This window comes from Mesorhizobium sp. WSM3859, from assembly GCF_002295065.1.
Lineage (GTDB): Bacteria > Pseudomonadota > Alphaproteobacteria > Rhizobiales > Rhizobiaceae > Mesorhizobium.
Map to the genome: position 1 here is coordinate 98,116 of NZ_NSGG01000009.1, position 24,569 is coordinate 122,684.

Here is a 24,569-nt window from a genome sequence, read left to right on the forward strand (position 1 = left end):
ATGAGCGCGCGCAAGAGCCCGGCGGCAAACGACGAGAAGAGGACGACGACCATTCGCAAGCCCCATCTGCGCGGCCGCGGGCCGCATTTCCCGATCCTCGACAGCATCGTGCAGTACGAGTTCGAACCGGGCTATGTCGCCTTCACCCTGCCCTCGCCCAAGCGGATCAGGGTGCAGGTCGGGCCGATGATCGTCGCCGACAGTACCAAGGCGCTGGTGTTCCAGGAGAGCGACCACCTGCCGGTCTACTACTTCCCGATGAGCGACGTGCGCGAGGAGTTCCTGCTGCCCAGCCGCACGACGACGGAAGATCCGTTCAAGGGTGTCGCCACGCATTACTCGCTCAACACCGGCATCACGCTGGTCGAGGACGGCGCCTGGCGCTACCTCGATCCCGTCAAGGGCTGCCCGCCGATCCAGGACTACATCTCCTTCTACTGGCCGAAGATGACGCATTGGTATGAGGAGGACGAGGAGATCTTCGTCCATGCCCGCGATCCGTTCCGCCGCGTCGACTGCCTGCCCTCGTCGCGGCGCGTGCAGGTGATCCTCGACGGCGAGCAGGTCGCCGATTCACGGCGCGGCGTGTTCCTGTTCGAGACCGGACATCCGGTGCGTCACTATCTGCCGATCTCGGACACCAGGCTCGATATGTTTTCGCCTAGCCGCTACATCTCGCGCTGCCCCTATAAGGGCATCTCCAACTACTATCATGTGACGACGCCGAAGAAGCGGCACGAGAACCTGGTCTGGTACTATCCCGAGCCGGTGCACGAGGCCGAGCGGATCAAGGGCCTGGTCTGCTTCCATCACGAGCTGGTCGACAAGATCCTGGTCGACGGGGTGGAAATCCCCAAGGAAGCGACGGCGGCGTCGGACGGGTATTTCTGAGCCTCGATGCCTCCGGCCGGCCAGATCAGGCCGCTTGATCGAGGCGCCATTCAGCGCATACCTTCCGGCAATCAGGGAGGGTACGATGGATCTTTTCAAACTGGACGGCGGCGTGGCGCTGGTGACGGGCGCCGGCAGCGGCATTGGTCAGGCGATCGCGATCGGGTTGGCCGGGGCAGGCGCCGATGTCGCCTGTTTCGGCCATGCCTCGAACGGCGGGCTTGAACAGACTGCCGAGAAAATCAAGGCGCTCGGCCGCAAGGCGCTGGTGCTGACCGGCACGGTGACCTCCGAGACCGACCTCGCGACGGCGATCGATCTGGTGGAGGCCGAACTCGGCGCGCTGACCGTCGCCGTCAACAATGCCGGCATTGCCGGATCGGAAGCGGCCGAGACCATGCCGCTGGAAAAGTGGCGCAAGGTGCACGAGGTCAATGTCGCGGGCGTGTTCCTGTCCTGTCAGGCCGAAGCGCGCGTCATGCTTCCCCGGCGCGCGGGCTCCATCATCAACATCGCTTCGATGTCGGGAACCATCGTCAACCGGGGGCTGACGCAGGCGCATTACAATTCCTCAAAAGCCGCCGTCATCCATATGTCGAAGAGCCTCGCCATGGAGTGGGCGGACCGCGGCTTGCGCGTCAATGTCGTCAGCCCGGGCTACACGCTGACGCCGATGAACAAGCGGCCCGAGGTCGCGGAGGAAATAAAGATCTTCAAGCGCGACACGCCGATGGGGCGCATGGCGGCGCCGGAGGAAATGGTCGGGCCGACCGTGTTCCTGGCCAGCCGCGCGTCCAGCTTCGTGACCGGCCTCGACCTGATCGTCGATGGCGGCTACGTCTGCTGGTAGACTGGCGGGGTGTCCCGTGAGCCCCCCACCTTGCTGACTTAACGAATGTGGCGGAGGCGAAGCGTCTACTCGGCCGCGACGCCTTTCACCTCGAGATAGCTCTCCATGGAATCGTCCAGCGCCTGCAGCCACGGCGTGTGATGAACCGGCGCCATGGTGCCGGTCATCAGCGAGCGGTAGGCGTTGTCGCGGAAGGTCATGATGTTTTCCATCTTGTGGTGCTCCCACTCCATGAAGGTGTGGTTGACCGCCTCGACGTCGAAGCCCGGATAATCGGTCTGGTCCATCAGCTCCTTGGTGTAGTCGCCCTGGAACCAGATCATCTGCTCGGCATCCTCCAGCGTCTCCTCACGCGCCCGCCACTTGGCGCTGTGCTCGGCCATCGCCTCCGCCGAGGGCAGCTTGATGCGGCGCATGATGACGTCGCGCGCGTACCAGGCCTGCGCGTCGAACATGTTGAAGGTGTAGAACTGGTCCTGCATGCCGATGTAGAACAGCTTCGGGTTCTTCTCCCAGACCACACCCTCATAGAGATCGAGCGGCCACATGCGGTTGGCTGTCTTGAGTTTCAAGTCGTCGGTGAGGAAGGGGAAGGAATGCAGATAGCCGGTGCACAGGATGATGGCGTCGACTTCCTTGGTGGTGCCATCCTTGAAATGCGCCGTCTTGCCGACGACCTTCTGCAGCAGCGGGACTTCCTTCCAGTTCTCCGGCCATTTGAAGCCCATCGGCTTTGACCGATAGCTGGAGGTGATCGATTTGGCGCCGTATTTGTAGCATTGCGAACCGATGTCCTCGGCCGAATAGGAGCGGCCGATGATCAATATGTCCTTGCCTTTGAACTCCATGGCATCGCGGAAGTCGTGGCTGTGCAGGATGCGGCCGTTGAAGGTGGAAAAGCCCTCGAAGTACGGCACGTTCGGCACGGAGAAATGGCCGGAGGCGACGACGACATTGTCGAACTCTTCCGAGTAGGTGACGTCGTTGGTGCGATCATGCGCGGTGACGGTGAATTTCTTGGTCTCGTCGGAATAGGTCACCATGCGCACCGGGCTGTTGAAACGCACCCAGTCGCGCAGGCCGGATTTCTCGACCCGGCCCTTGATGTAATCCCACAAAACGGCACGCGGCGGATAGGAGGCGATCGGCCGGCCGAAATGCTCCTCGAAAGTGTAGTCGGCGAATTCGAGACATTCCTTCGGCCCGTTCGACCACAGATAGCGGTACATCGAGCCGTGCACCGGGTCGCCATGCTCGTCGAGGCCGGTGCGCCAGGTGTAGTTCCACAGCCCGCCCCAGTCGCTCTGCTTCTCGAAGCAGACGATTTCCGGGATCTCGGCGCCCTTGTCGGCGGCCGACTTGAAGGCCCTCAACTGGGCCAGGCCCGACGGTCCGGCTCCGATGACGGCGACACGAGATTTCATTGCGGGCCTCCTTATTGATTTCGACTTTTGTCTTGACGCAATTCCGGGCGGACAACGTTCGACAGTTTTCCTGGAATTGCTCTCACGAAACAAATTTCACTCACAGTGATAGTAATTGGGTCTTCGGTGCTGTCAACAAACATCTGCGGCAATGGCGTTTGCGTGAAACGGTTTTTGTGCGCAAAGGCGGCGGTGGTCACGTGCAAGCCGGCGCGTCCTGCAACATACGGTGGCTTGTCGTGGCGGTTGCGCTTCCGTATCGCCACCGCATATGTTCACCTTGAGTGAAATAAATCCGCGGATTCGGGAGCGACATGGCGAACAAGACTGCTGACACAAACCCCGCCGCTGCGGCAGCCCAGGGCAAGGTACCGCCGAAACGCGTTTCGGCCGACGGGCGCACGATCCGCACTCCGCTGACGCAGGACCCGCACGCCATCCGCGACACGCGCGAAAAAGTGCTGGAAGTGGCGATCGGCCATGAGGTTCGCGCCTTCCGCAAGAAGCTCGGCATCACCGTCGCCGATCTTGCCGCGGCAACCGATATTTCGCTCGGCATGCTGTCGAAGATCGAGAACGGCATCACCTCGCCGTCGCTGACGACGCTGCAGGCGCTGTCGCGGGCTCTGGGCGTTCCGGTGACCGCCTTCTTCCGCCGCTTCGAGGAAGAGCACAGCGCCGTCTTCGTCAAGGCGGGCGAAGGCGTCGATGTCGAGCGGCGCGGCACGCGCGCCGGCCACCAGTACAACCTGCTCGGCCATATCGGCGCCAACACCAGCGGCGTCGTGGTCGAGCCCTACCTCATCACGCTGACCGAGAATTCGGACGTGTTCCCGACCTTCCAGCATGCCGGCATGGAGTTCCTCTACATGCTCGAAGGCGAGGTCGTTTACCGGCACGGCAACAACCTCTACCCGATGAAGCCGGGCGACAGCCTGTTCTTCGATGCCGACGCCCCGCACGGCCCGGAAGAGCTGACGCAACTGCCGATGCGGTATCTGTCGATTATCTGCTATCCGCAGAACAGCGCGGGGTGAGACGCTTGGTTCCTCGCCCCACGAAAGTGGGGAGAGGTGGCTCGGCGAAGCCGAGACGGAGAGGGGAGCGCCCTACGAAGGCCCCCTCTCCGTCCGCTTCGCGGACACCTCTCCCCCGCTTTGCGGGGGCGAGGAACCCAAGTCCTCAATCCGGCCCAAACCCCGGTGACGTCGGGCTCCCGTCATCCAGCTTCGAAAGCCACTCGACCAGCGTCGGCCGGTAGCGCGTCAAGCCCTTGTAGGTGGCGAGCTCTTCCGGCAGGTCGCGGATGACGCGGTGCAGGCGGCGCGCCCATTTCGGCTGCGTCACCAGTTCGTCCATCTTGATCAGGTAGCAGCGGATCGGGAAGACGATGCCGTTGGAGCGCGGCAGCCGCCAGAAGCTCTGCAATTCGACGCGCAGATGCACCTTGTCGCCGACATTCTCGGGCGTGACGGTGGCGCGGTCCGGGCCCCATTTGTGATAGTTCTCGGGGCTGGTGTCGAGGCGCGGATTGATGGTCATCGTCCAGTTGAGGCGCCTTGCCGGCTTGCCCTGCTGGATGTTGGTCAGGAATTTCAGCGCCCGGGTGAAGATCCCCTTCTCATGCGCCAGCGGCACCGGCGCGTGCCATTCGAAGAAATTCATGCCGATGTCGAAGTCGAGCGACCAGTCGGCCTGGGTGGTGACCATGCCGGCATCCATCCACAGATTGCCGTCGCGCTGGTCGAGGATGCAGAAATCGCCCTGGCTCTGGCGGGTGATGTATTCCATCGGGCCATAGGGCAGCGTCGAGGTGTCGCCGAAGGTGAAGGTATCGTCGATGCCGAGCGGCCGGTTGATCCAGCGCCAGCGGTCGCCGTTTCGCTCCAGCGTGAAATGCTCGGGATAGCCAAGCGCTTGCTGCTCCATCAGAAGCTCGAGCAGGTCCCAGCCCGCCAGCGTCATATGCGGCAGCGACTGGCAGCGCAGCGGATCCTCGGCCAGCACCAGCGCGCGGTCCTGCATCTCGGCGACATAATGCTCGTCGACGTCGATCAGGTTCTCCAGCACTGAGCCTTTCGGCCCGACGACATGCGGCTCGATGTTGACCGCGTACATGTAGGCGTCTTCGTTGAACGGGAACGGAAAGCGCCTGATATGCTCCGGGCTGTTCCTGAAGGTGTAGTCGTCTCGGAAAGTTTCCTTGCGAAAGGTGATGCCCATTGACGCCTCCTATCTTTCCAGGACCAGCGACTTGCCCTCGAAGCGCGAGACGCAAGGCATGATCTTGCAGCCGGAACGGTGGTCTTCCTCGCTCAGCCAGTGATCGTTGTGGATGAACTTGCCGTCGGAGGAGATGACATTGGTCTCGCACTGGCCGCAGACGCCGCCGCGGCAGAGATAAGGCGGGTCGACGCCGGCGGCCTCGATGGCCTCGAGCAGGCTCTGCTGCTCGCCGACGCGGATCGTCTTGCCGCTGACGGCCAACTCGACATCGAACGGCGCGCCGGGCTGGGGCGCGGCGAAATGCTCGAAATGCACGGTTTCCGGCGGCCAGCCGAGCGCCGCGGCGCGATCGCGCACCCAGTTGATCATGCCAGCCGGGCCGCAGACATAGAGATGCGTGCCGAGCGGCTGCGAGGACAGCAACCGGTCGAGATCGATGCGCTCCTCGCGGTCGTCATGATAGAGCCTGACGCGGTTGCCGTAGCGCTGCTGCAAGACATCGGCATAGGTGCCCAGCGAAGCGGTGCGGCAGGTGTAGTGCAATTCGAAATTGCCGCCGGCGCCCGCCAGCTGCGAGGTCTGCGCCATGAAGGGCGTGATGCCGATGCCGCCGGCCAGCATCAGGTGCTTCTTGGCTCTGAGATCCAGCGAGAACAAATTGACCGGATAGCTGATCACCATCTCCAGGCCGGGCTTGACCTGCCGGTGCATGAACAGCGAGCCGCCGCGGCCGACATCGTCGCGGCGCACCGAGATCGTGTACTCGCGCGTGTCGAGCGGCGAGCCCATCAGCGAATAGGGATTGAGCCTGGTGCGGTCGCCGTCGCGCATCTCGACCACGACATGGGCGCCGCCGGAAAAGGTCGGCAGCAGTTCGCCGTCGCGGCGGCGGAAATGGAAGCGCGTGACGAGTTCGTTGACAGGAACGACGTCGCTGACGACGACGTCGAGCTTGGTGGTGCCGGTGCTCATGGGAAGGCCTCCTCCATCGGAGGTACCTCCGAGCGATCCTCGGCGTTGATGCACACGCCCTGGAAGGCGGCGAGGCGCCGCGAATAGTGATCGCGCACCAGAAGCAGCAGGCCGCAATGCGCGCAGAGCGCCGGCTGCGTCGTGACATTCTCGGTGATGCCCTTGCAGTGCACGCATTGCATGCGCCGCGCCAGCGAGCCGCGATGCTCGGTCTGCATCGAGGTGTGGTCCATGCCGGCTTCGAGCGCCACCTGCATGGCCTGCCCGATCAGCCCCTCGGTGCCGGAAAGATAAAGCCGCAATCCCATATGGGCGTTGGTCAGTGTCTGCTTCAGCCGCGGCAACAGGCTGGCGAAGGACGGCGCGATGTGGAGTTGCGCCGGCTTCAGCGCCTCAAGCGCGGCGATATGCTTGCCCTCGGGACCCGGAATGAAGACGATCTCGGTGCCGTCGAAAAAGCCGGGCGGCGCCTTGCCGGCCATGTCGATGATCGCCAGCGCGCCTTCGGCATCGGCGATGAAGAGATGATGCTTGCCCGGCTGCGGAGAGAGCGTTCCGTAAATGGGCCGGCTGATGATCGTCTTGGCTGCCATTCTACCTTAGATCAGTTGGAGCATGATCTTTTCCGAAAACCGGTTCCCACTTTTCGCTAGCGCGGTCCTTCGGTTCGGGATCATGCTCTGGTACCTCGAAACCCCTCCGCGCTGATGATGCCTCAACCCTTGGCGGTGCGCTTGGTCTTCTTCGGATCATCGAACGGCAGGGGCTGCGCCGTCGCCTTGATCGAGCCGCTCCTGTTGCGGATCTCGAGCTTGGTGTCCTTGACGGCGCAGTCGACGTCAAGACGGGCGATGCCCATGGATTTCTCGACCAGGGGCGAATACATGGCGCAGGTGACCACGCCGACCTTTTTGCCGTCGCGGTAGACCGGGGCGCCTTCGTCGGCCGGCTCCTTGCCGTCGAGCAGGACGCCGTAGATCTTGAAGCGCTCCTTGCCCTTCAACCGGTAATGCTCCTCAGCACCGCGGAAGCCGGTCTTGCCGGGGCTGACGGTGAAGTCGAGGCCAAGCTCCCAAAGCGTGTCGCCGGGGCCTTCGTTCTCGAACGGATATTTCTGCGAATTGTCGTAGGGGTAGAAGAGCAGGTAGCTCTCGACGCGCAGCATGTCGAGCGTGGTGAAGCGGCACGGGATAATGCCGGCGCTCTTACCCTCCTCAAGGATGCGATCCCAGATCGCGCCGGCGTCCTGGCCGCGGCAGAAGATCTCATAGCCGCGCTCGCCGGTGTAGCCGGTGCGCGAGATCATCACCGGGAAGCCGAAGAGCTGCGTCTGCATGTGATGGAAGTAGTTGAGATCGCGGATGCCGGGCACATGCTTGGCGAGATAGTCGACGGCGGTCGGGCCCTGCAGCGAAAGATCGTGCAGATTGTCGTCGAAGCGCAGCGAGACGTCGCGGCCCATAGCCGCCCGCTGCAGTTCCTCATGACCGGTGCCGGAGCCATGCACCACCATCCAGGAGTTCGGGCTGATGCGGTAGAGGATGCAGTCGTCGGTGAATTTGCCGGCCTCGTTCAGCATGCAGGCATAGGCCGACTTGCCGGGATAGATCTTTTCCACGTCGCGCGTGGTGGCGAGGTCGATCAGATGCGAGGCGTGCGGGCCGGTGATGTGGACCTTCTTCAGGCCGGAGACATCCATCAACCCGGCCTTGGTGCGGATGGCGACATATTCCTCGTCGGCATCCTTGTCGTAGGTCCAGGCGGTGCCCATGCCGCTCCAGTCCTCGAGCTTCGAGCCGAGCGCGCGATGGCGATCCGCCAGGGTCGAGAATCTCCAGGATGCCGTCATCCGATCGTCCTCCGTGCAATTTGGGTCGCTTTTAAGCGGTTGCTGTTCCCTGCTCCTGCTTGCTGGCGGAGCTTGGCCTGAATATTGACCGCAAACGGAGAAGCGCTGCAATCCCCTTGAAGCAAATAATTTCATTGTCAGGCAAATTTCTTGACTTGGAACAAACGGCTTACGACGCGTAAATGCGACTTGACAATTCCGGGAATCGGTCGGAATTTATGAAAAAAATTTCACTCTCTAGAAAGAGTGGACGCCCGGTCGATTTCGGGGCCGGACGTCGCCAGAAGGGGAAAAACCGATGTCCGACCTGCAGCAGCGCGTCGAAGCGCTGTACCGTTCCGACGTGCGTGGATCCGTGCTCTTGATCGTATGCCTGTGGGTAACGATCCTCTTCGTCCTGCTGATGACATGGCCGTATATCCCGGACGGCGGGATCAAGCTCGTGGTGGCGGTCGCGGCCGCCGCGGTGCTGATCTTCAACACCGCTGCGATCCTCGCCATGCTCAACCACTACAAGGAGGACAAGGATTTCATCTACGGGCTCGACATCAAGAACGCCGACGCGGCCCGCAACCGTCAATCCTGAGGGAGAAACCATGGCCCGCTACACCCCGCCGCAGCAGAGCAAGGCCGGACAGATCTTTGACATCGCGGTCGTGGTCGTCGCTATTTTCGTGGCGCTCTGGCTGCCGCTGAAGCTCGGCCTCGCCGGAGCGGCGAAGTCGATCGACCCGCTCGACGCCAAGACCTGGGACGCGCTCGGCCAGAACGCGACCATGGCCTCGATCTGGGAGAAGCTCGGCTACACGCCGGAGACGGCGCACGACGTCATCCAGAATCACTTCCACTACATCATCGACTGGCCGACGCTGATCATCATGGCGATCGTGCTGATCGCCTATTTCGTCTTCCTGTTCCGGGCCTCCGACAAGGAATATCGCGAGGTCATCAACGAGAAGTTCGACGACAAATAGATCTTCGACGACGACAAAGAGTCCGGGGAAAACATCATGTGGATGGGACTGTCTTATGTTTGCTGGGGCATCTCGGCCGTGCTTGCGCTGTGGATGCTCTACGACTGGTTCAAGGTCGACACGACCTATTCCGAGGACGTGCTGACCTCCTCGCGCGAAGGCGAACTCGAGGCCGTTTCCGAAAAGCACCGGATCTGAGTGGGGATTGACATGACGGCTGCGGTTGAAACGGCACAAACCACGACAATCCACGGCGACAGGGTCTCGCTGCTACGGGTGCTCGGCCCGGCCCATGTCTGGGCGCTCGGCGTCGGCATCGTGCTGGTCGGCGAGTTCACCGGCTGGAACTTCTCCGCAGACAAGGGCGGCGCGCTCGCCGCGCTGATCGTCTGCTGGATCGTCGGACTGCTCTACACCTCTGTCGCCATGATCGACTCGGAGGTGACGTCCACCGTCGCCGCCGCAGGCGGCCAGTATGCGCAGGCCAAGCATATCGTCGGGCCGCTGATGGCCTTCAACGTCGCGCTGTTCCTTGTGTTCGCCTACACCATGCTCGAAGTGTCCGACGCGATCCTGCTTGGCGACACCATCGTCGCCAAGGCCGGTGTCGAAGGGCTCACGCACAATTCCTTCATTGCCGCCACCATCGTGGTGCTGGCATGGCTCAACTATCGCGGCGTGCTGATGACGCTGAACGTCAACTTCGTCATCACCGCCATCGCCTATGTCTCGATCGTCATCCTCTTCTTCTCGGTCAGCCCATGGACGCAAGGCGCGGTGCTGAAGCTCAACGAGCTGGTCACGCCCGGCAACGCGCTGCCTTACGGCTGGATCGGCGTGATCGCCGCCTTCCAGTTCGGCATCTGGTATTATCTCGGCATCGAGGGCACGACCCAGGCCGCCGAGGAAGTGCGCTCGCCGGCGCGCTCCCTGCCCTACGGCACGATGGCCGGCATGATCACGCTTTTGATCGCCGCCGCCATGACCTGGTATGTCTGCGCCTCGATGATGCCGTGGGAATATCTCGGCATCACCTATTATCCGCTGTGGGACGCCGGCAAGCTGAGTGGCAGCCCGCTCTTGGAAAACCTGCTGTTCATCGCGACGCTTCTGTCGGCGCTCGCCTCGGCCAATGGCTGCATCAACGACGCGGCGCGCGCTTGGTTCTCGCTCGGCCGCGACCGCTATTTGCCGAGCTGGTTCTCGGCGGTGCATCCGAAATACCGCACGCCCTATCGCTCGATCCTGTTCCTGTTGCCGATCGCGCTGGCCTTCGCCTTCATTGCCGACCTCAACCAGGCGATCACCTTCTCGATTCTGTCGGGCGTGCTGCAATACACCTTCATGAGCATCAACATCATGATGTTCCGCAAGAAGTGGCCGCTTGGCTCGATCCGCCGCGGCTACACGCATCCCTTCCATCCGCTGCCGGCAATCGTGCTGTTCTGCCTGTGCATGGTGACGTTCTTCGCCATCTTCCTCGGCTTCGGCTCGCAGCTGATCGCGATGACGGTGTTCTATTTCCTGATCTCGCTCTGGTTCCACTTCTACCGGTACAAGTTCGTGCGGCGCGGCGACCAGTTCTCGATGCCGTGGCCGAAGCCGCAGGGTTATTGAGTGGAGTGAAGGCCCGCCTTTCGATGGCGGGCCGTGGCGTGTCGAAATGTCGGAGCTGACGTCGTTATTGCTTGCCGGGGCGATCGCATTGGCTGTCGTCGCCCATATTGCCTGGCTCGCGCACGCGAGCCGCAATAGGGCGAAGGTGGCCTTGGCCGCCGATTTGGCCAGCGTCCTCAGCGTCGTCGCGGATGCCGACGACATTTCCGACGGCACGGCCGGCGTCGTCACCTGGGCCGGCACGTGGAACAGCCAGCGAGTCCAAGTGCGCACCATCGTCGACACATTGGCGACGCGAAAGCTGCCGACGCGCTGGCTTAGCGTTTCGATCACCGAGCCGGTCGCGGTGCCGGGTATTTTCGACATGATGATGCGGCCGAATTCGGCAACGACGTTCTCCAATTTCGACCATCTGCCGCATACGCTGCCGAAGGTGCTCGGGTTTCCCGCCGACGCGGTGCTGCGCACCGACCGCAAGGGCGTCGCCTTCCCGCAGGATCTGATCGCCGCGCATACCGACATTTTCGCCGAAGGTCGCGCCAAGGAATTGCTGATCACGCCGAAGGGCGTGCGCATCGTCTGGCTGCTGGCCGAGGCCGAGCGTGCACGCTACGGCGTGTTCCGGCAGGCCGCGTTCGGCGACGCCAGGATCGGTCCCGCTGTGATCGAACGACTGCTGGAGGCGGCATCGGGCCTTCTCGAAGCGATCAACCGGCGCGAAAGGCAGGCGGCATGAGCGACGGAACCGGCACCTCTGCTCCCTTGAATCCCTATCTCGTGCTCGGCGCGGCGACCGTCTTGCCGGCAAGCGGCCACGTCATGCTCGGAGTGCCGGTGCGCGGCCTGCAGTTTCTGTTCTTCATGGTGATCCTTGGCTGGGTGACGACCAAGTTGGCGCCGGCCGACGCCAGCTTCATCGGCCGCCATGCCGGCGGCTTCTTGATCTATGCGCTGTCGGTCCTCGACGCCTACCGTATCGCACGCATCCGCCATGCGATCTGGGTTCACAAGGCGCGCCCGGACAGCGATAGTGCCGAGGGCGATGCGCCATCGAACATATAACGCCAGGAAAATTTCTTTCATACCATTGAATTAAGCAAACGCATTCGGTACATCATTTTGAGAGCCAGAAAACATCGGAGGCTGACATGTGCGGAATCGTCGGACTTTTCTTGAAGGACAAGGCGCTGGAACCGAAGCTCGGCGCTATGCTGTCCGAGATGCTGGTGTCGCTCAGCGACCGTGGCCCGGACAGCGCCGGCATCGCCATCTATGGCGCGGCCACCGGCAATGAGGCCAAGATCACCGTGCAGTCGCCGAAACCCGACAGCGATTTCCGCGGCCTCGACGCCGAGCTCGCCAAGGCGATCGGCGCGCCGGTCAGCGTCGCGGTCAAGTCCACCCACGCTGTCATCAGGACGACGCCGGACAAGGTCGACACCGCGCGCGAGGCGTTGCAGACGCTCAGACCGAACATCCGCATCATGGGCGCCGGCGAAGCCGTGGAGATCTACAAGGAAGTCGGCCTGCCGGAAGCCGTCGTGGACCGCTTCGACGTGCGCTCGATGACCGGCACGCACGGCATCGGCCACACCCGCATGGCGACCGAATCGGCGGTGACGACGATGGGCGCGCATCCCTTCTCGACCGGCGCCGACCAGTGCCTGGTGCACAATGGTTCGCTCTCCAACCACAACAATATGCGGCGCGAGCTGATCCGCGACGGCATGAAGTTCGAGACCGAGAACGACACCGAGGTGGCCGCCGCCTATCTCTCCAACCGGATGGCGCATGGCAAGAATCTCGGCGAGGCGCTGGAAGGCACGCTCTCCGACCTCGACGGGTTCTTCACCTTCGTCGTCGGCACCAAGAACGGCTTCGGCGTGGTGCGCGACCCGATCGCCTGCAAGCCGGCCGTGATGGCCGAGACCGACCAGTATGTCGCCTTCGGCTCGGAATATCGCGCGCTCACCAAGCTGCCCGGCATCGACAATGCGCGGGTCTGGGAGCCGGAGCCCGCAACCGTCTACTTCTGGGAGCACTGAGCCGATGCCGGCAAACACAATGTCGAAAGCCGAGCGCGATCAGAGCCATGCCCATAGTCAGGCATCACGCGTCTTCGACCTCTCGCAGCATTCGCTGCGCGAATTGAACGAGGCGCTGCACAAGCTGACGCCCGGCCCGAACGAGACCGCCTGGGAAGTGCTTAACCCAAAGGGCAGCCATTCGGTGGCCGTCGGCGTCGACCAGCCGGTCAGCATCGATGTGCGCGGCAGCGTCGGCTATTACTGCGCCGGCATGAATGACGGCGCCGCGATCACAGTGCATGGCTCGGCCGGCCCGGGCGTCGGCGAGAACATGATGTCGGGTTCGATCGTCATCAAGGGCGATGCCAGCCAGTATGCCGGCGCCACCGGCCGCGGCGGCCTGCTGGTCATCGAGGGCAACGCCTCGTCGCGTTGCGGCATCTCGATGAAAGGCATCGACATCGTCGTGCACGGCAATATCGGCCACATGTCGGCCTTCATGGCGCAGTCCGGCAACCTCGTGGTGCTTGGCGACGCCGGCGACGCGCTGGGCGATTCCATCTACGAGGCGCGGCTCTTCGTACGCGGCAAGGTGGAAAGCCTCGGCGCCGACTGCATCGCCAAGGAGATGCGGCCGGAGCATTTGGAGTTGGTGCAGGGGCTGCTCGACAAGGCCGGCGTCATCGGCGTCAAGGCATCGGAGTTCAAGCGCTACGGCTCGGCCCGCAAACTCTACAATTTCAACATCGATAACGCCGACGCGTATTGAGGCAAGATGACCTACCGCAACCCGCCGACGACGCCGCGCAAATCCGCGACCTTCGACGACTACACGCTTTCCGAAATCCGCCGCGCGGCCGCGACCGGCATCTATGACATCCGCGGCGCCGGCGCCAAGCGCAAGCTGCCGCATTTCGACGACCTCCTTTTCCTCGGCGCCTCGATCTCGCGCTATCCGCTCGAAGGCTATCGCGAACGCTGCGACACCTCCGTGGTGCTCGGCTCGCGCCACGCCAGGAAGCCGATCGAGCTGAAGATCCCGATCACCATTGCCGGCATGAGCTTCGGGTCGCTTTCCGGTCCGGCCAAGGAAGCGCTCGGACGCGGCGCCACGCTTTCCGGCACCTCGACCACCACCGGCGACGGCGGCATGACCGAGGAAGAGCGCGGCCACTCCAAGCAACTGGTCTATCAGTACCTGCCCTCGCGCTACGGCATGAACCCTCGCGACCTGCGCCGTGCCGACGCCATCGAAGTGGTGGTCGGCCAGGGCGCCAAGCCAGGCGGCGGCGGCATGCTGCTTGGCCAGAAGATTTCCGACCGCGTCGCCGAGATGCGCACGCTGCCCAAGGGCATCGACCAGCGTTCCGCCTCGCGTCATCCCGACTGGACCGGGCCGGACGATCTCGAGATCAAGATCCTCGAACTGCGCGAGATCACCGACTGGGAAAAGCCGATCTACGTCAAGGTCGGCGGTGCGCGGCCCTATTACGACACCGCGCTCGCGGTAAAGGCCGGCGCCGACGTCGTCGTGGTCGACGGCATGCAGGGCGGCACGGCCGCGACGCAGGAAGTGTTCATCGAGAATGTCGGCCAGCCGACGCTTGCCTGCATCAGGCCGGCGGTGCAGGCGCTGCAGGATCTCGGCATGCACCGCAAGGTGCAGCTCATCGTCTCCGGCGGCATCCGCAACGGCGCCGATGTCGCCAAGGCGCTGGCGCTCGGCGTCGACGCGGTGTCGATCGGCACGGCGGCTCTCGTCGCGCTCGGCGACAACGATCCGCGCTGGGAAGCGGAGTACAATGCGCTGGGCAGCACGGCCGGCGCCTATGACGACTGGCACGAGGGCCGCGACCCGGCCGGCATCACCACGCAGGACCCCGAATTGATGAAGCGGGTCGACCCGATCGCGGCCGGACGGCGGCTGGCGAATTATCTTAAGGTGATGACGCTGGAGGCGCAGACGATTGCCCGCGCCTGCGGCAAGAACAGCCTGCACAATCTCGAGCCCGAGGATCTCGTTGCGCTCACCATCGAGTCCGCCGCCATGGCCGGCGTGCCTTTGGCCGGCACCAGCTGGATACCGGGGAAGAACGGCTTTTAGGACAACTTCCAAGACCACATAAGCGAGGAACTATAATGGGGAACGATCTCGCCGCATTCGCCAAGGAGAACGGCGTCAAATATTTCATGATCTCCTACACCGACCTGTTCAGCGGGCAACGCGCCAAGCTGGTGCCGGCGCAGGCGATCGCCGACATGCAGAAGGACGGTGCGGGCTTTGCCGGCTTCGCTACATGGCTCGATCTCACGCCGGCGCATCCGGACATGCTGGCGGTGCCCGATCCGGACTCGGTGATCCAGTTGCCCTGGAAGCCCGAGGTTGCCTGGGTGGCGGCCACCTGCGTGATGGACGACAAGCTCGTCGACCAGGCGCCGCGCAATACGCTGAAGCGGGTGATCGACGAAGCCGCCCGCGACGGCATGCATGTCAAGACCGGCGTCGAGGCCGAGTTCTTCCTGATCTCGCCGGACGGCAAGGCGATCTCCGACGAATACGACACCGCCTCGAAGCCCTGCTATGACCAGCAGGCGGTGATGCGGCGCTATGACGTCATCGCAGAGATCTGCGACCACATGCTGGCGCTGGGCTGGGGCCCGTACCAGAACGACCACGAGGACGCCAACGGCCAGTTCGAGATGAACTGGACCTTCGATCACGCGCTGGCGACCGCTGACAAGCACTCCTTCTTCAAGTTCATGGTCAAGTCGATCGCGGAGAAACACGGCCTGCGCGCGACGTTCATGCCCAAACCCTTCCAGGGCCTGACCGGCAATGGCTGCCATGCGCATATCTCGGTGTGGGACGAGACCGGCAAGACCAACGTATTCGCCGACAATTCGGAAGAGCTCGGCCTCTCCGCCAAGGGCAGGAACTTCCTTGGCGGCATCATGAAGCATGCCTCGGCGCTTGCCGCGATCACCAATCCGACGGTCAATTCCTACAAGCGCATCAACGCGCCGCGCACCATTTCGGGCGCGACCTGGGCGCCGAACACAGTGACCTGGACCGGCAACAACCGCACCCACATGGTGCGCGTGCCGGGACCTGGACGCTTCGAGCTGCGCCTGCCCGACGGCGCCGCCAACCCCTATCTCCTGCAGGCGGTCATCATCGCCGCCGGCCTCGACGGCATTCGCTCCAAGGCCGACCCCGGCAAGCGTTATGACATCGACATGTATCAGTTCGGCCATACCGTCACGGATGCGCCGAAACTGCCGCTCAACCTGCTCGACGCGCTGCGCGAATTCGACAACGACAAATCGCTCAAGGCGGCGCTGGGTGAGGAATTTTCGTCGGCATATCTAAAGCTGAAGCAGCAGGAATGGAATTCCTATGCTTCGCACTTCACCCAGTGGGAGCGCGACCACACGCTGGATATCTAGCATCCAGCGTTGCGGGTGAGCGGCCTCGGAATGACGCAATGAAATATTCGATCTTCTCGCTCGCCAGCGCCGCCCTCTCCGGCCACAAGAACTGGAAGCCGACATGGCGCAACGCAGCACCCAAGGATCGCTATGATGTCGTGATCATCGGCGGTGGTGGGCACGGGCTCGCCACCGCCTGGTTCCTCGCCAGCGAGTTCGGCATCCGCAACATCGCCGTGCTGGAGAAGGGCTGGATCGGCTCCGGCAATGCCGGCCGCAACACCACCATCATCCGCTCCAATTACGGTCTGCCCGGCAATACCGGCTTCTACGAGCTGTCGATGAAGCTGTGGGAGACGATGGAGCAGGACCTCAACTACAACGCCATGGTCAGCCAGCGCGGCGTGCTCAACCTCTATCACTCCGACGCCCAGCGCGACGCCTTCGCCCGTCGCGGCAACACGATGCGCATCAACGGCATCGATGCCGAACTGCTCGACCAGGCGGCGCTCAGGAAAATGCTGCCATTCCTGAACTTCGACAATGCGCGCTTCCCCGTGCAGGGCGGACTGCTGCAGCGGCGCGGCGGCACCGCCCGCCACGATGCGGTCGTCTGGGGCTATGCGCATGCGGCGAGCGAGCTTGGCGTCGACATCATCCAGAATTGCGAGGTCACTGGCTTCACGCGCGACACCAACGGCAAGGTCACCGGGGTCGAGACCTCGCGTGGCAAGATCGGCGCCGGCAAGGTCGGCATGGCGGTTGCGGGCTCTTCCTCACGCGTCGCGGCGATGGCGGGGCTGCGCCTGCCGATCGAGAGCCATGTGCTGCAGGCCTTCGTCTCCGAGGCGATCAAGCCGCTCATCCCCGGCGTTATGACCTTCGGCGCCGGACATTTCTATGTCAGCCAGTCCGACAAGGGCGGGCTGGTCTTCGGCGGCGACATCGACGGCTACAATTCCTATGCTCAGCGCGGCAACCTGCCGGTGATGGAAGATGTCTGCGAAGGCGGCATGGCGCTGATCCCAATGATCGGCCGCGTGCGGCTGCTGCGCCAATGGGGCGGCATCATGGACATGTCGATGGACGGCTCGCCGATCATCGACAAGAGCCCGGTCGACGGCCTCTACATCAATGCCGGCTGGTGCTATGGCGGCTTCAAGGCAACGCCGGGCTCAGGCTTCGTCTTCGCTCATCTTCTGGCGCGCGACGAGGCGCATAAGGAGGCCGCCCGCTTCCGCCTCGACCGCTTCCAGCGCGGCGCCATGATCGACGAGAAGGGCCAGGGCGGCCAACCGAACCTGCACTGAGGACAGCCCGACACCATGCGTATTGTCTGTCCCTTCTGCGGCGAACGCGAACTCGGCGAGTTCACCTATCTCGGCGACGCCAAGCCGCAACGCCCCGCCCCCGATGCCGGCGAAGACGCCGTCTACGATTACGTCTATCTGCGCGACAACATCGCCGGGGTGATGGGCGAGCACTGGTACCATGGCGGCGGTTGCCGGACCTGGCTGAAGGTCACGCGCAACACGCTGACGCATGAGATTTCGGCCGTCGAGCCGGCGGCGGGCGCTGGAGCGGGGCAGGTTGTGAAATGAGCTATTGTCGCCAAGTCAGCGCTGCCCCTCACCTGCCTGCCGGCATCCTCTCCCCGTATAGTGACGGGGAGAGGGGCACTGTCGCCGCCGGTTTCGCCAATCGCCAGCGCTGCAGAAAGAAAGCCGGCATCGCGGCCAGCCTCCTTCTCCCCGTCTCTATACGGGGAGAAGTGCCCGGCAGGGCGATGAGGGGCAGCGCTGCCCTTCGCCATGACTTCGAATTGACGAGAGGCTGGACACTGTGACCTCTCAACCCAATCGCCTCCCGACTAACGGGCTCATCGACCGCTCGACCGCGCTCAGCTTCCGTTTCGACGGCAAGAATTTTTTGGGCTTCAAGGGCGATACGCTGGCTTCGGCGCTAGTCGCCAATGGCGTCAAGCTGGTCGGCCGCTCGTTCAAATATCACCGTCCGCGCGGCATCCTGACGGCGGGCTCGGAAGAGCCCAACGCGCTGGTCGAGCTGCGCAGCGGCGCGCGGCGCGAGCCGAACACCAAGGCGACGACGGCCGAGCTCTATGAAGGCCTGGAAGCCGCCAGCCAGAACCGCTGGCCGTCGCTCAATTTCGACGTCATGTCGGTCAACCAGCTGTTCGCGCCGATCTTCGTCGCCGGCTTCTACTACAAGACCTTCATGTGGCCGGCAAAATTCTGGGAAGCGATCTACGAGCCGGCGATCCGCCGCGCCGCCGGCCTCGGCCGCGCGGCGGGCGTTTCCGATCCCGACCACTATGACAAGGCCTGGGCGCATTGCGACGTGGTAATCGCGGGCTCCGGCCCGTCAGGTCTGGCGGCAGCGCTTGCCGCCGCGCGCTGCGGCGCGCGCGTCATCCTGTGCGAAGAGGATTTCGCCCTTGGCGGGCGGCTGCTTGCCGATGGCGGCACAATCGACGGATTGCCAGCCGCCGAATGGGTCACGCGCGCGGTTGCCGAACTTGAGGCGATGCCCGACGTGCGCATCATGACGCGCACGACTTTGTTCGGCGTTTATGACGGCGGCACCTATGGCGCGATCGAGCGGGTCAACGACCATCTGCCGGCGCCGCCGGAGCATCAGGTGCGCCAGCGCCTGTGGCGGATCGTGGCCAAGCGCTGTGTGGTCGCTGCCGGCGCGATCGAACGTCCGATCGTCTTTGCCGGCAACGACACGCCGGGCGTTATGATGGCATCGGCCATGCGCAGCTATATCAACCGCTACGCCGCCACGCCGGCGAGACGCATTGCGCTGTTCACCAACAACGAGGATGGCTGGCGCACGGCCGAAACGGCGATCGCCGCCGGATTGCAAGTGGCGGCGGTCATCGATGCGCGGCCGGATGTCTCGCCGGCGCATCGCTCGCTGGCCAGCAAGGGCGGCTTCCCGGTGCTGCACGGCTCCGTCAGCAGCGTCGACGGCGGCAAGAATGGCGTGCGCAAGATTTCCGTCGCGCTGACCGGCGGCGCCCGCGCCGAGGTCGAGGCGGACGGGCTTGCCGTGTCGGGCGGTTGGAACCCGGCGGTCGGCCTCACTTCCTATCATCGCGGCCGGCCGAAATGGCGCGACGATATCGCCGCCTTCGTGCCGGACGGCGCACCGCCCGGCATGGTCGCCGCGGGTGCGGCCAACGGCGCCTTCGGTCTCGGCGCCTGCCTGCGCGAAGGGTTCGAAGCCGGCGCTGCCGCCGCACGCGATGCCGGGCGCAGCGGCAGCACTGGATCGATGCCGGTCGCCGACGACGAAGCCTTTTCGATCACCCCGCTCTGGCATGTAGCCGGCAAGGGCAAGGCCTTCGTCGACCAGCAGCATGACGTCACCGCTTCCGATGTCGAGCTGGCGCAGCGCGAGGGTTTTCAATCGGTCGAGCATCTCAAGCGCTACACGACGCTCGGCATGGCGACCGACCAGGGCAAGACCTCCAATGTCGCCGGCCTCGCCATCATGGCGGCGGTCAGCGGCAAGTCGATCCCCGAGACGGGCACGACGATCTGCCGGCCGCCCTACGTGCCCGTCGCCATCGGCGCTTTCGCCGGCCACCACCGCGACGAGAATTTCCATGCGACGCGGCTGACGCCGTCGCATCACTGGGCGACCGAACAGGGTGCGGTGTTTGTCGACACCGGGCTTTGGAAACGCGCCCAATGGTACCCTCGCGCGGGCGAGAAGGACTGGCTGGAATCCGTGACGCGCGAGGTCAAGGCGGTGCGCAGCGGCGTCGGCTTCTGCGATGTCTCGACGCTCGGCAAGATCGATGTGCATGGTCCGGATGCCGGCGCCTTCCTCGACCGCGTCTACATCAACGCCTTCTCCAGCCTCGCCGTCGGCAAGGCGCGCTACGGGCTGATGCTGCGCGAGGATGGCATCGTCTATGACGACGGCACGACCTCGCGTCTGGCCGAGGACCATTATTTCCTCACCACCACCACGGCCAAGGCCGGGCTGGTGATGCAGCATCTGGAATTCTGCCGGCAGGTGCTGTTCCCCGAACTTGACGTGCACCTGACCTCGGTCTCCGACCAATGGGCGCAGTTCTCCATCGCCGGACCGAGTGCGCGGAAACTGCTGCAACAAATCGTTGATGAGTCCGAAGATCTGTCGAACGAAGGCTTCCCCTTCATGGGCGCGCGCGAGGTCAAGCTGCGCGGCGGTCTGAAGGCAAGGCTGTTCCGCATCTCCTTCTCCGGCGAGTTGGCGTTCGAGATTTCTGTGCCGGCGCGTTACGGCGAGGCGATGGCGCGAAACCTGATGATTGCGGGAGAACCATTCGGCGTGACGCCCTACGGCACCGAGGCGCTCGGCGTGATGCGCATCGAAAAGGGCCATGTCGCCGGGCCCGAGCTCAACGGAACGACCACTGCCGGCGATCTCGGCCTTGGCAAAATGATGTCGACCAAGAAGGATTTCATCGGTCGCGTCATGGCCGGCCGCGAGGCGCTGGTGGCGCCGAACCGGCAGGTGGTCGTCGGCATCAAGCCGATCGACAAGGCACGGCGCCTCCGCTCCGGCGCACATATCATCCCGAAGGGCGAGACGCCCGGGCCGGACAACGACCAGGGCTATGTCACCTCGGTCTGTTTCTCGCCGGTGCTCGACCAGTGGATCGGGCTCGGCCTCGTCGAGCGCGGGCGCGAGCGCATCGGCGAGATCGTGCGGGCGCATGATCCGCTGCGCGGCGAGGACTACGATGTCGAGCTCTGCAATCCCGTCTTCTACGATCCGGATGGAGGGCGCCAGCGTGGCTGATTTTTTCTGGAATGTCCGCAGTCCGCTCGACCGCGCGCTGGTCGCGGGTCCTTATGGCGCGCAGGGCGACGCCGGCGTGACGCTGACCGAGGTCCGCAATTTCGACCTCGTGCAGGTGATGGCGCGGCGCGGCAAAGCAGACGAGACGGCGAAGGCTGCGCAGGCGCGCTTCGGTGTTGCCGCGCCGGAGACGCCGAAGGCTGTCGCTGCGGCCGATGCGACGCTTATCTGGTCGGGACCGGACCAGTTCCTCGTGCTGTCCAAGGGTGGCAGGTACACGGTCGAAAGCCTGGCGCCAATCTTTGCCGGCTCGGCTTCGCTTTCCGACCAATCGCATGCGCGGGCGCTGATCAGTGTTAGCGGCAACAAGGCGCGCGCGATGCTCGCCAAGCTGTCGTCGATCGATTTGCATCCCGATGTGTTTACAGTCGGCGCGGGAGCCGCGACCTCGATGGATCATACGAGCATCACGCTCTGGCGCGGTGGTGATCGCAATGGCGAGGCGGTGTTCAACCTCCTGGTGTTCGCTACTTTTGCCGAGAGCCTGTGGCACACGATGCTGGACTCGGCCGCGGAATATGGCGTGACCGTCAGCCATTCGGAAGACTTGGCGTAGCGACGCGCGCCCTCTCCTTCTCCCCTTGTGGGAGAAGGTGTCGCCGAAGGCGACGGATGAGGGGTGCTCCAGGGAACGCCAGGGTCTCACTCCGCTGGAACACCCCTCATCCGTCTCGGCGCTGCGCGCCGATCCACCTTCTCCCACAAGGGGAGAAGGGAAGTCCTGCCTTGCCAAACGCATTCCCCCTGCTATTCTCTCAGCGAAAATAATTTTACCCTTAGGTAAACTTGTTTCTCGCTCGGAGGAGGGTTTGAGATGAGCCAGTCGCCCTACCCGGCCGTCCTATCCGGGCCACCGCGTCCGAGCCTGATATTCAGGCCCGGCGAGATCCGGCTGCCGCCGGGCCTGGAGCGCTACACTGTGCAGGGCAATGGCGCGGTGCTCATCGACGTCGAGGCGGGCGACAGCGTCAGCGTGACCAATGTCGAGGGCGGCCAGCCTTGCGAATTGCTGGCCTGGGACAAATCGGGCGTGACCGATCCCGGTATTTTCGGTGAACGGTCGAACAGCAACGCGGCCGGCATCAAGGCGCTGCTCGCCGAGGGCGACGACAGTCTGTCGGCGCTGCGTCTCAGCCTCGAGCGCCGCAAGGTAGAGCTCGACCAACCGAAGGCCGTGCGCGTGTTCGGCGGCGCCACACCGGCCGGCGCCGAGCAGAGTTTTGCTGTCCAGCGCGACGGCGCGCTGCTGATCGCGGCGCCCGGCGGACCGATGCTGGTCGACGGTCACAACACAGCGACGCCGCTCACCGTGATCGTGCGCCGTGCGACGATCCGGCTGAAGACAAGAGGCCAGCTTGCCGATCCGCTCGCCGATCCGGTGCTCGATCTTCGCGTGAAGTCGGCGACCGCCGAAGCCTATTTCGTCAAGGCGGGCGACTATCTGCAGATCATCGATGTCGATGGCCGGCAGTGCACGGACTTCCAGTGTTTTTCCGCGCGCAAGCTCGACAAGGGGCGCGACCTGCCGCTCGACGTGACGACGACCCGCACGCTGATGGGCTCGGCCTATCCGATGCCCGGCCTGCATTCGAAATATTATGACCAGGACATGGAGCCGCTGGTCGAGGTGGTGCGTGACACATGCGGCCGGCACGACGCCTTCGCGCTCGCCTGCGCCGCCAAATATTACGACGACATCGGCTATCCCGGCCACACCAACTGCTCGGAGAATTTCAACAAGGCGCTCGCCGACAAGGGTGTCACGTCCCGCGCCGGCTGGATGGCCATCAACTTCTTCTTCAACACGGCGATCGACGCGCATGGCGTGATGGTGTCGGACGAGCCCTGGTCGCGGCCAGGCGACTATGTGCTCTTGCGCGCGCTGACCGACATCGTCTGCGTGTCCTCGGCCTGCCCGGACGACACCACGCCCGCCAATGGCTGGGACCTCACCGACATCCATGTGCGGACCTATTCCGGCCAGCACAAATTCTCGCGAGCGATCGCCAGACGCATGAAGCCCGACTCGGAACCGAAAATGACCCGCGAGACAGCCTTTCATTCGAGCTTTGCCAAGCACACCCGCGACTTCGTCGAATACAGGGGTTATTGGCTCGCCAATTCCTTCGCCAAGGAAGGCGCCATCGCCGAATACTGGGCCTGCCGGCGGGACGCGGTGATCATGGACCTGTCGCCGCTGCGCAAGTTCGAGGTCACCGGACCCGATGCCGAGGCGCTGTTGCAATACTCGCTGACCCGCGACGTCAAGAAGCTCGGCGTCGGCCAAGTCGTCTACACGGCGATGTGCTACGAGCATGGCGGCATGATCGACGACGGCACGCTGCTTCGGCTCGGCAAGGACAATTTCCGCTGGGTCGGCGGCGACGATTTCTCCGGCGAATGGCTGCGCGAGACGGCCAAGAAGCTCGGCCTCAACGTGCTGGTGCGCTCCTCCACCGACCAGATGCACAACATCGCCGTGCAGGGCCCGAAGAGCCGCGACATCTTGAAGGAGGTCGTCTGGACCTCGCCGGTGCAGCCCTCGATCGGTGAGCTCGAATGGTTCCGCTTCGCGGTGGCGCGCATCGGCGGCGGCAACGGGGTTCCGGTCGTCGTCTCGCGCACGGGCTATACGGGCGAGCTCGGCTATGAAATCTGGTGCCATCCGCGCGACGCCGAAAAAGTGTTCGACGCCGTCTGGGAAGCCGGCCAGCCGCACGGGCTGAAGCCGATGGGCCTGCAGGCGCTCGACATGGTGCGCATCGAGGCCGGACTGATCTTCGCTGGTTACGAATTCTCCGATCAGACCGATCCGTTCGAGGCCGGCATCGGCTTCACCGTGCCGCTGAAGACCAAGGCCGACGACTTCATCGGCCGCGACGCGCTGATCCGGCGCAGGGAGCATCCGCAGCACAAGCTCGTCGGCCTCGACATCGAGGCCAATATCCCGGTCGGCCATGGCGACTGCGTCCATGTCGGCCGCGCCCAGATCGGCGTCGTCACCTCCGGCATGCGCTCGCCGGTGCTGGGCAAAAACATCGCGCTGGCAAGGCTCGACGTCACCCATGCCGAGATCGGCACGGAGGTCGAGATCGGCAAGCTCGACGGCCACGCCAAACGGCTGCCTGCGCGCGTCGTGGCCTTCGCCCATTACGATCCGCAAAAGACAAAGCCGCGCTCCTGATACCCCTCCGAAGGCCAGATCCGACCCTCGCCGGCCGCCACCGGCGGCGGTCGCACCAATGTTTCGCAAGCGTGATGTGCATGACATTCACAAAACGCTTGACGCGAAAGCGCGTCGGATCAATCTTCACTCTTAAGAAAAAAAAACGACTGAGTGGAAACACGACAGTCATGCCGATCATGTGCCGGGGAGCAAGCTTTGCGAGAGCCGAAGCATCGCTGGCGGGGAACAACAAAAAGGGGATA

The 24,569-nt window shown here is 63.9% G+C and carries 23 protein-coding genes; 18 read left to right on the forward strand and 5 right to left on the reverse strand.

From position 1 onward, the window contains the following. Together CK230_RS19825 and CK230_RS19830 are read left to right on the forward strand one after the other, a co-directional pair. Positions 1 to 891 carry a DUF427 domain-containing protein gene (locus CK230_RS19825; RefSeq protein WP_095818828.1) on the forward strand — a complete coding sequence of 297 codons (891 nt, stop codon included), beginning with the start codon at positions 1 to 3 and terminating at the stop codon, positions 889 to 891. Between the two features lie 85 nt (positions 892 to 976). After that, entirely contained in the window at positions 977 to 1,741 is a 765-nt protein-coding gene (locus CK230_RS19830) for an SDR family oxidoreductase (RefSeq protein ID WP_095818829.1), read from the forward strand. 65 nt (positions 1,742 to 1,806) lie between these two features. Here the strand turns inward: CK230_RS19830 and CK230_RS19835 are convergent, their stop codons facing one another. After that, the gene (locus CK230_RS19835) at positions 1,807 to 3,165 is read right to left on the reverse strand and encodes an NAD(P)/FAD-dependent oxidoreductase (protein WP_095818830.1); all 1,359 of its coding nucleotides are present in this window, start codon (positions 3,163 to 3,165) and stop codon (positions 1,807 to 1,809) included. 314 nt (positions 3,166 to 3,479) lie between these two features. Between CK230_RS19835 and CK230_RS19840 the strand changes: the two genes are divergently transcribed. Then, complete coding sequence (locus tag CK230_RS19840; RefSeq protein ID WP_095818831.1) at positions 3,480 to 4,202, forward strand: helix-turn-helix domain-containing protein; 723 nt, start codon at positions 3,480 to 3,482, stop codon at positions 4,200 to 4,202. Positions 4,203 to 4,347: 145 nt separating this feature from the next. On the opposite strand, the gene CK230_RS19845 is transcribed toward CK230_RS19840, so the two are convergent. From CK230_RS19845 to CK230_RS19860, 4 genes are all read right to left on the reverse strand, one after another. Then, entirely contained in the window at positions 4,348 to 5,388 is a 1,041-nt protein-coding gene (locus tag CK230_RS19845) for a DUF3445 domain-containing protein (protein WP_095818832.1), read from the reverse strand. A 9-nt stretch (positions 5,389 to 5,397) separates the two neighbouring features. Beyond that, complete coding sequence (locus CK230_RS19850; RefSeq protein ID WP_095818833.1) at positions 5,398 to 6,363, reverse strand: PDR/VanB family oxidoreductase; 966 nt, start codon at positions 6,361 to 6,363, stop codon at positions 5,398 to 5,400. After that, positions 6,360 to 6,956: a dimethylamine monooxygenase subunit DmmA family protein gene (locus tag CK230_RS19855; RefSeq protein ID WP_095818834.1), complete on the reverse strand. Its 597-nt coding sequence runs from the start codon at positions 6,954 to 6,956 to the stop codon at positions 6,360 to 6,362. Before CK230_RS19855 ends, CK230_RS19850 begins: the two co-directional genes overlap by 4 nt. 122 nt (positions 6,957 to 7,078) lie before the next feature. Further along, a complete protein-coding gene (locus CK230_RS19860) occupies positions 7,079 to 8,212 on the reverse strand; it encodes an aminomethyltransferase family protein (protein WP_095818835.1) in 1,134 nt (377 codons plus the stop codon). A gap of 298 nt (positions 8,213 to 8,510) precedes the next feature. Here CK230_RS19860 and CK230_RS19865 point away from each other — a divergent pair, with 298 nt between their 5' ends. The 15 genes from CK230_RS19865 to CK230_RS19940 all read left to right on the forward strand — a co-directional run bounded on the left by CK230_RS19865 (position 8,511) and on the right by CK230_RS19940 (position 24,324). Next, complete coding sequence (locus CK230_RS19865; protein WP_095818836.1) at positions 8,511 to 8,798, forward strand: hypothetical protein; 288 nt, start codon at positions 8,511 to 8,513, stop codon at positions 8,796 to 8,798. 10 nt (positions 8,799 to 8,808) lie between these two features. Continuing rightward, positions 8,809 to 9,186, forward strand: a complete 378-nt coding sequence (locus CK230_RS19870; RefSeq protein ID WP_095818837.1) for a hypothetical protein — start codon at positions 8,809 to 8,811, stop codon at positions 9,184 to 9,186. Between the two features lie 36 nt (positions 9,187 to 9,222). Further along, positions 9,223 to 9,384: a hypothetical protein gene (locus tag CK230_RS19875; protein WP_095818838.1), complete on the forward strand. Its 162-nt coding sequence runs from the start codon at positions 9,223 to 9,225 to the stop codon at positions 9,382 to 9,384. Positions 9,385 to 9,396: 12 nt separating this feature from the next. Then, positions 9,397 to 10,803: an amino acid permease gene (locus tag CK230_RS19880; protein ID WP_095818839.1), complete on the forward strand. Its 1,407-nt coding sequence runs from the start codon at positions 9,397 to 9,399 to the stop codon at positions 10,801 to 10,803. 46 nt (positions 10,804 to 10,849) lie between these two features. Continuing rightward, positions 10,850 to 11,539, forward strand: a complete 690-nt coding sequence (locus tag CK230_RS19885; protein ID WP_095818840.1) for a hypothetical protein — start codon at positions 10,850 to 10,852, stop codon at positions 11,537 to 11,539. Continuing rightward, positions 11,536 to 11,865: a hypothetical protein gene (locus CK230_RS19890; RefSeq protein WP_095818841.1), complete on the forward strand. Its 330-nt coding sequence runs from the start codon at positions 11,536 to 11,538 to the stop codon at positions 11,863 to 11,865. Before CK230_RS19885 ends, CK230_RS19890 begins: the two co-directional genes overlap by 4 nt. 86 nt (positions 11,866 to 11,951) lie before the next feature. After that, positions 11,952 to 12,848, forward strand: coding sequence for a glutamine amidotransferase family protein (locus CK230_RS19895; protein WP_095818842.1), 897 nt, complete (start codon positions 11,952 to 11,954; stop codon positions 12,846 to 12,848). A 19-nt stretch (positions 12,849 to 12,867) separates the two neighbouring features. Further along, complete coding sequence (locus tag CK230_RS19900) at positions 12,868 to 13,599, forward strand: GXGXG domain-containing protein (RefSeq protein WP_176480158.1); 732 nt, start codon at positions 12,868 to 12,870, stop codon at positions 13,597 to 13,599. A gap of 6 nt (positions 13,600 to 13,605) precedes the next feature. After that, a complete protein-coding gene (locus CK230_RS19905) occupies positions 13,606 to 14,934 on the forward strand; it encodes an FMN-binding glutamate synthase family protein (RefSeq protein ID WP_095818844.1) in 1,329 nt (442 codons plus the stop codon). A 35-nt stretch (positions 14,935 to 14,969) separates the two neighbouring features. Next, positions 14,970 to 16,277, forward strand: coding sequence for a type III glutamate--ammonia ligase (gene glnT, locus CK230_RS19910; protein ID WP_095818845.1), 1,308 nt, complete (start codon positions 14,970 to 14,972; stop codon positions 16,275 to 16,277). A gap of 38 nt (positions 16,278 to 16,315) precedes the next feature. After that, entirely contained in the window at positions 16,316 to 17,569 is a 1,254-nt protein-coding gene (locus CK230_RS19915; RefSeq protein ID WP_095818846.1) for a sarcosine oxidase subunit beta family protein, read from the forward strand. A gap of 15 nt (positions 17,570 to 17,584) precedes the next feature. After that, on the forward strand, positions 17,585 to 17,860 hold the full coding sequence (locus CK230_RS19920) for a sarcosine oxidase subunit delta (protein WP_095818847.1): 276 nt from the start codon (positions 17,585 to 17,587) through the stop codon (positions 17,858 to 17,860). A gap of 241 nt (positions 17,861 to 18,101) precedes the next feature. Beyond that, positions 18,102 to 21,080, forward strand: coding sequence for a sarcosine oxidase subunit alpha (locus CK230_RS19930; protein ID WP_095818849.1), 2,979 nt, complete (start codon positions 18,102 to 18,104; stop codon positions 21,078 to 21,080). Then, positions 21,073 to 21,696 carry a sarcosine oxidase subunit gamma family protein gene (locus tag CK230_RS19935; protein WP_095818960.1) on the forward strand — a complete coding sequence of 208 codons (624 nt, stop codon included), beginning with the start codon at positions 21,073 to 21,075 and terminating at the stop codon, positions 21,694 to 21,696. Before CK230_RS19930 ends, CK230_RS19935 begins: the two co-directional genes overlap by 8 nt. Before the next feature lie 258 nt (positions 21,697 to 21,954). Then, entirely contained in the window at positions 21,955 to 24,324 is a 2,370-nt protein-coding gene (locus CK230_RS19940) for an aminomethyltransferase family protein (RefSeq protein WP_095818850.1), read from the forward strand. The last annotated feature ends 245 nt before the right edge of the window (positions 24,325 to 24,569 follow it).

Excerpts from the sequence above, each read along its gene's own strand:
- CK230_RS19825 (WP_095818828.1), top strand. The coding sequence starts at position 1 with ATGAGCGCGCGCAAGAGCCCGGCGGCAAACGACGAGAAGAGGACGACG.
- CK230_RS19830 (WP_095818829.1), top strand. The coding sequence starts at position 977 with ATGGATCTTTTCAAACTGGACGGCGGCGTGGCGCTGGTGACGGGCGCC.
- CK230_RS19835 (WP_095818830.1), bottom strand. The coding sequence starts at position 3,165 with ATGAAATCTCGTGTCGCCGTCATCGGAGCCGGACCGTCGGGCCTGGCC.
- CK230_RS19840 (WP_095818831.1), top strand. The coding sequence starts at position 3,480 with ATGGCGAACAAGACTGCTGACACAAACCCCGCCGCTGCGGCAGCCCAG.
- CK230_RS19845 (WP_095818832.1), bottom strand. The coding sequence starts at position 5,388 with ATGGGCATCACCTTTCGCAAGGAAACTTTCCGAGACGACTACACCTTC.
- CK230_RS19850 (WP_095818833.1), bottom strand. The coding sequence starts at position 6,363 with ATGAGCACCGGCACCACCAAGCTCGACGTCGTCGTCAGCGACGTCGTT.
- CK230_RS19855 (WP_095818834.1), bottom strand. The coding sequence starts at position 6,956 with ATGGCAGCCAAGACGATCATCAGCCGGCCCATTTACGGAACGCTCTCT.
- CK230_RS19860 (WP_095818835.1), bottom strand. The coding sequence starts at position 8,212 with ATGACGGCATCCTGGAGATTCTCGACCCTGGCGGATCGCCATCGCGCG.
- CK230_RS19865 (WP_095818836.1), top strand. The coding sequence starts at position 8,511 with ATGTCCGACCTGCAGCAGCGCGTCGAAGCGCTGTACCGTTCCGACGTG.
- CK230_RS19870 (WP_095818837.1), top strand. The coding sequence starts at position 8,809 with ATGGCCCGCTACACCCCGCCGCAGCAGAGCAAGGCCGGACAGATCTTT.
- CK230_RS19875 (WP_095818838.1), top strand. The coding sequence starts at position 9,223 with ATGTGGATGGGACTGTCTTATGTTTGCTGGGGCATCTCGGCCGTGCTT.
- CK230_RS19880 (WP_095818839.1), top strand. The coding sequence starts at position 9,397 with ATGACGGCTGCGGTTGAAACGGCACAAACCACGACAATCCACGGCGAC.
- CK230_RS19885 (WP_095818840.1), top strand. The coding sequence starts at position 10,850 with ATGTCGGAGCTGACGTCGTTATTGCTTGCCGGGGCGATCGCATTGGCT.
- CK230_RS19890 (WP_095818841.1), top strand. The coding sequence starts at position 11,536 with ATGAGCGACGGAACCGGCACCTCTGCTCCCTTGAATCCCTATCTCGTG.
- CK230_RS19895 (WP_095818842.1), top strand. The coding sequence starts at position 11,952 with ATGTGCGGAATCGTCGGACTTTTCTTGAAGGACAAGGCGCTGGAACCG.
- CK230_RS19900 (WP_176480158.1), top strand. The coding sequence starts at position 12,868 with ATGTCGAAAGCCGAGCGCGATCAGAGCCATGCCCATAGTCAGGCATCA.
- CK230_RS19905 (WP_095818844.1), top strand. The coding sequence starts at position 13,606 with ATGACCTACCGCAACCCGCCGACGACGCCGCGCAAATCCGCGACCTTC.
- glnT (WP_095818845.1), top strand. The coding sequence starts at position 14,970 with ATGGGGAACGATCTCGCCGCATTCGCCAAGGAGAACGGCGTCAAATAT.
- CK230_RS19915 (WP_095818846.1), top strand. The coding sequence starts at position 16,316 with ATGAAATATTCGATCTTCTCGCTCGCCAGCGCCGCCCTCTCCGGCCAC.
- CK230_RS19920 (WP_095818847.1), top strand. The coding sequence starts at position 17,585 with ATGCGTATTGTCTGTCCCTTCTGCGGCGAACGCGAACTCGGCGAGTTC.
- CK230_RS19940 (WP_095818850.1), top strand. The coding sequence starts at position 21,955 with ATGAGCCAGTCGCCCTACCCGGCCGTCCTATCCGGGCCACCGCGTCCG.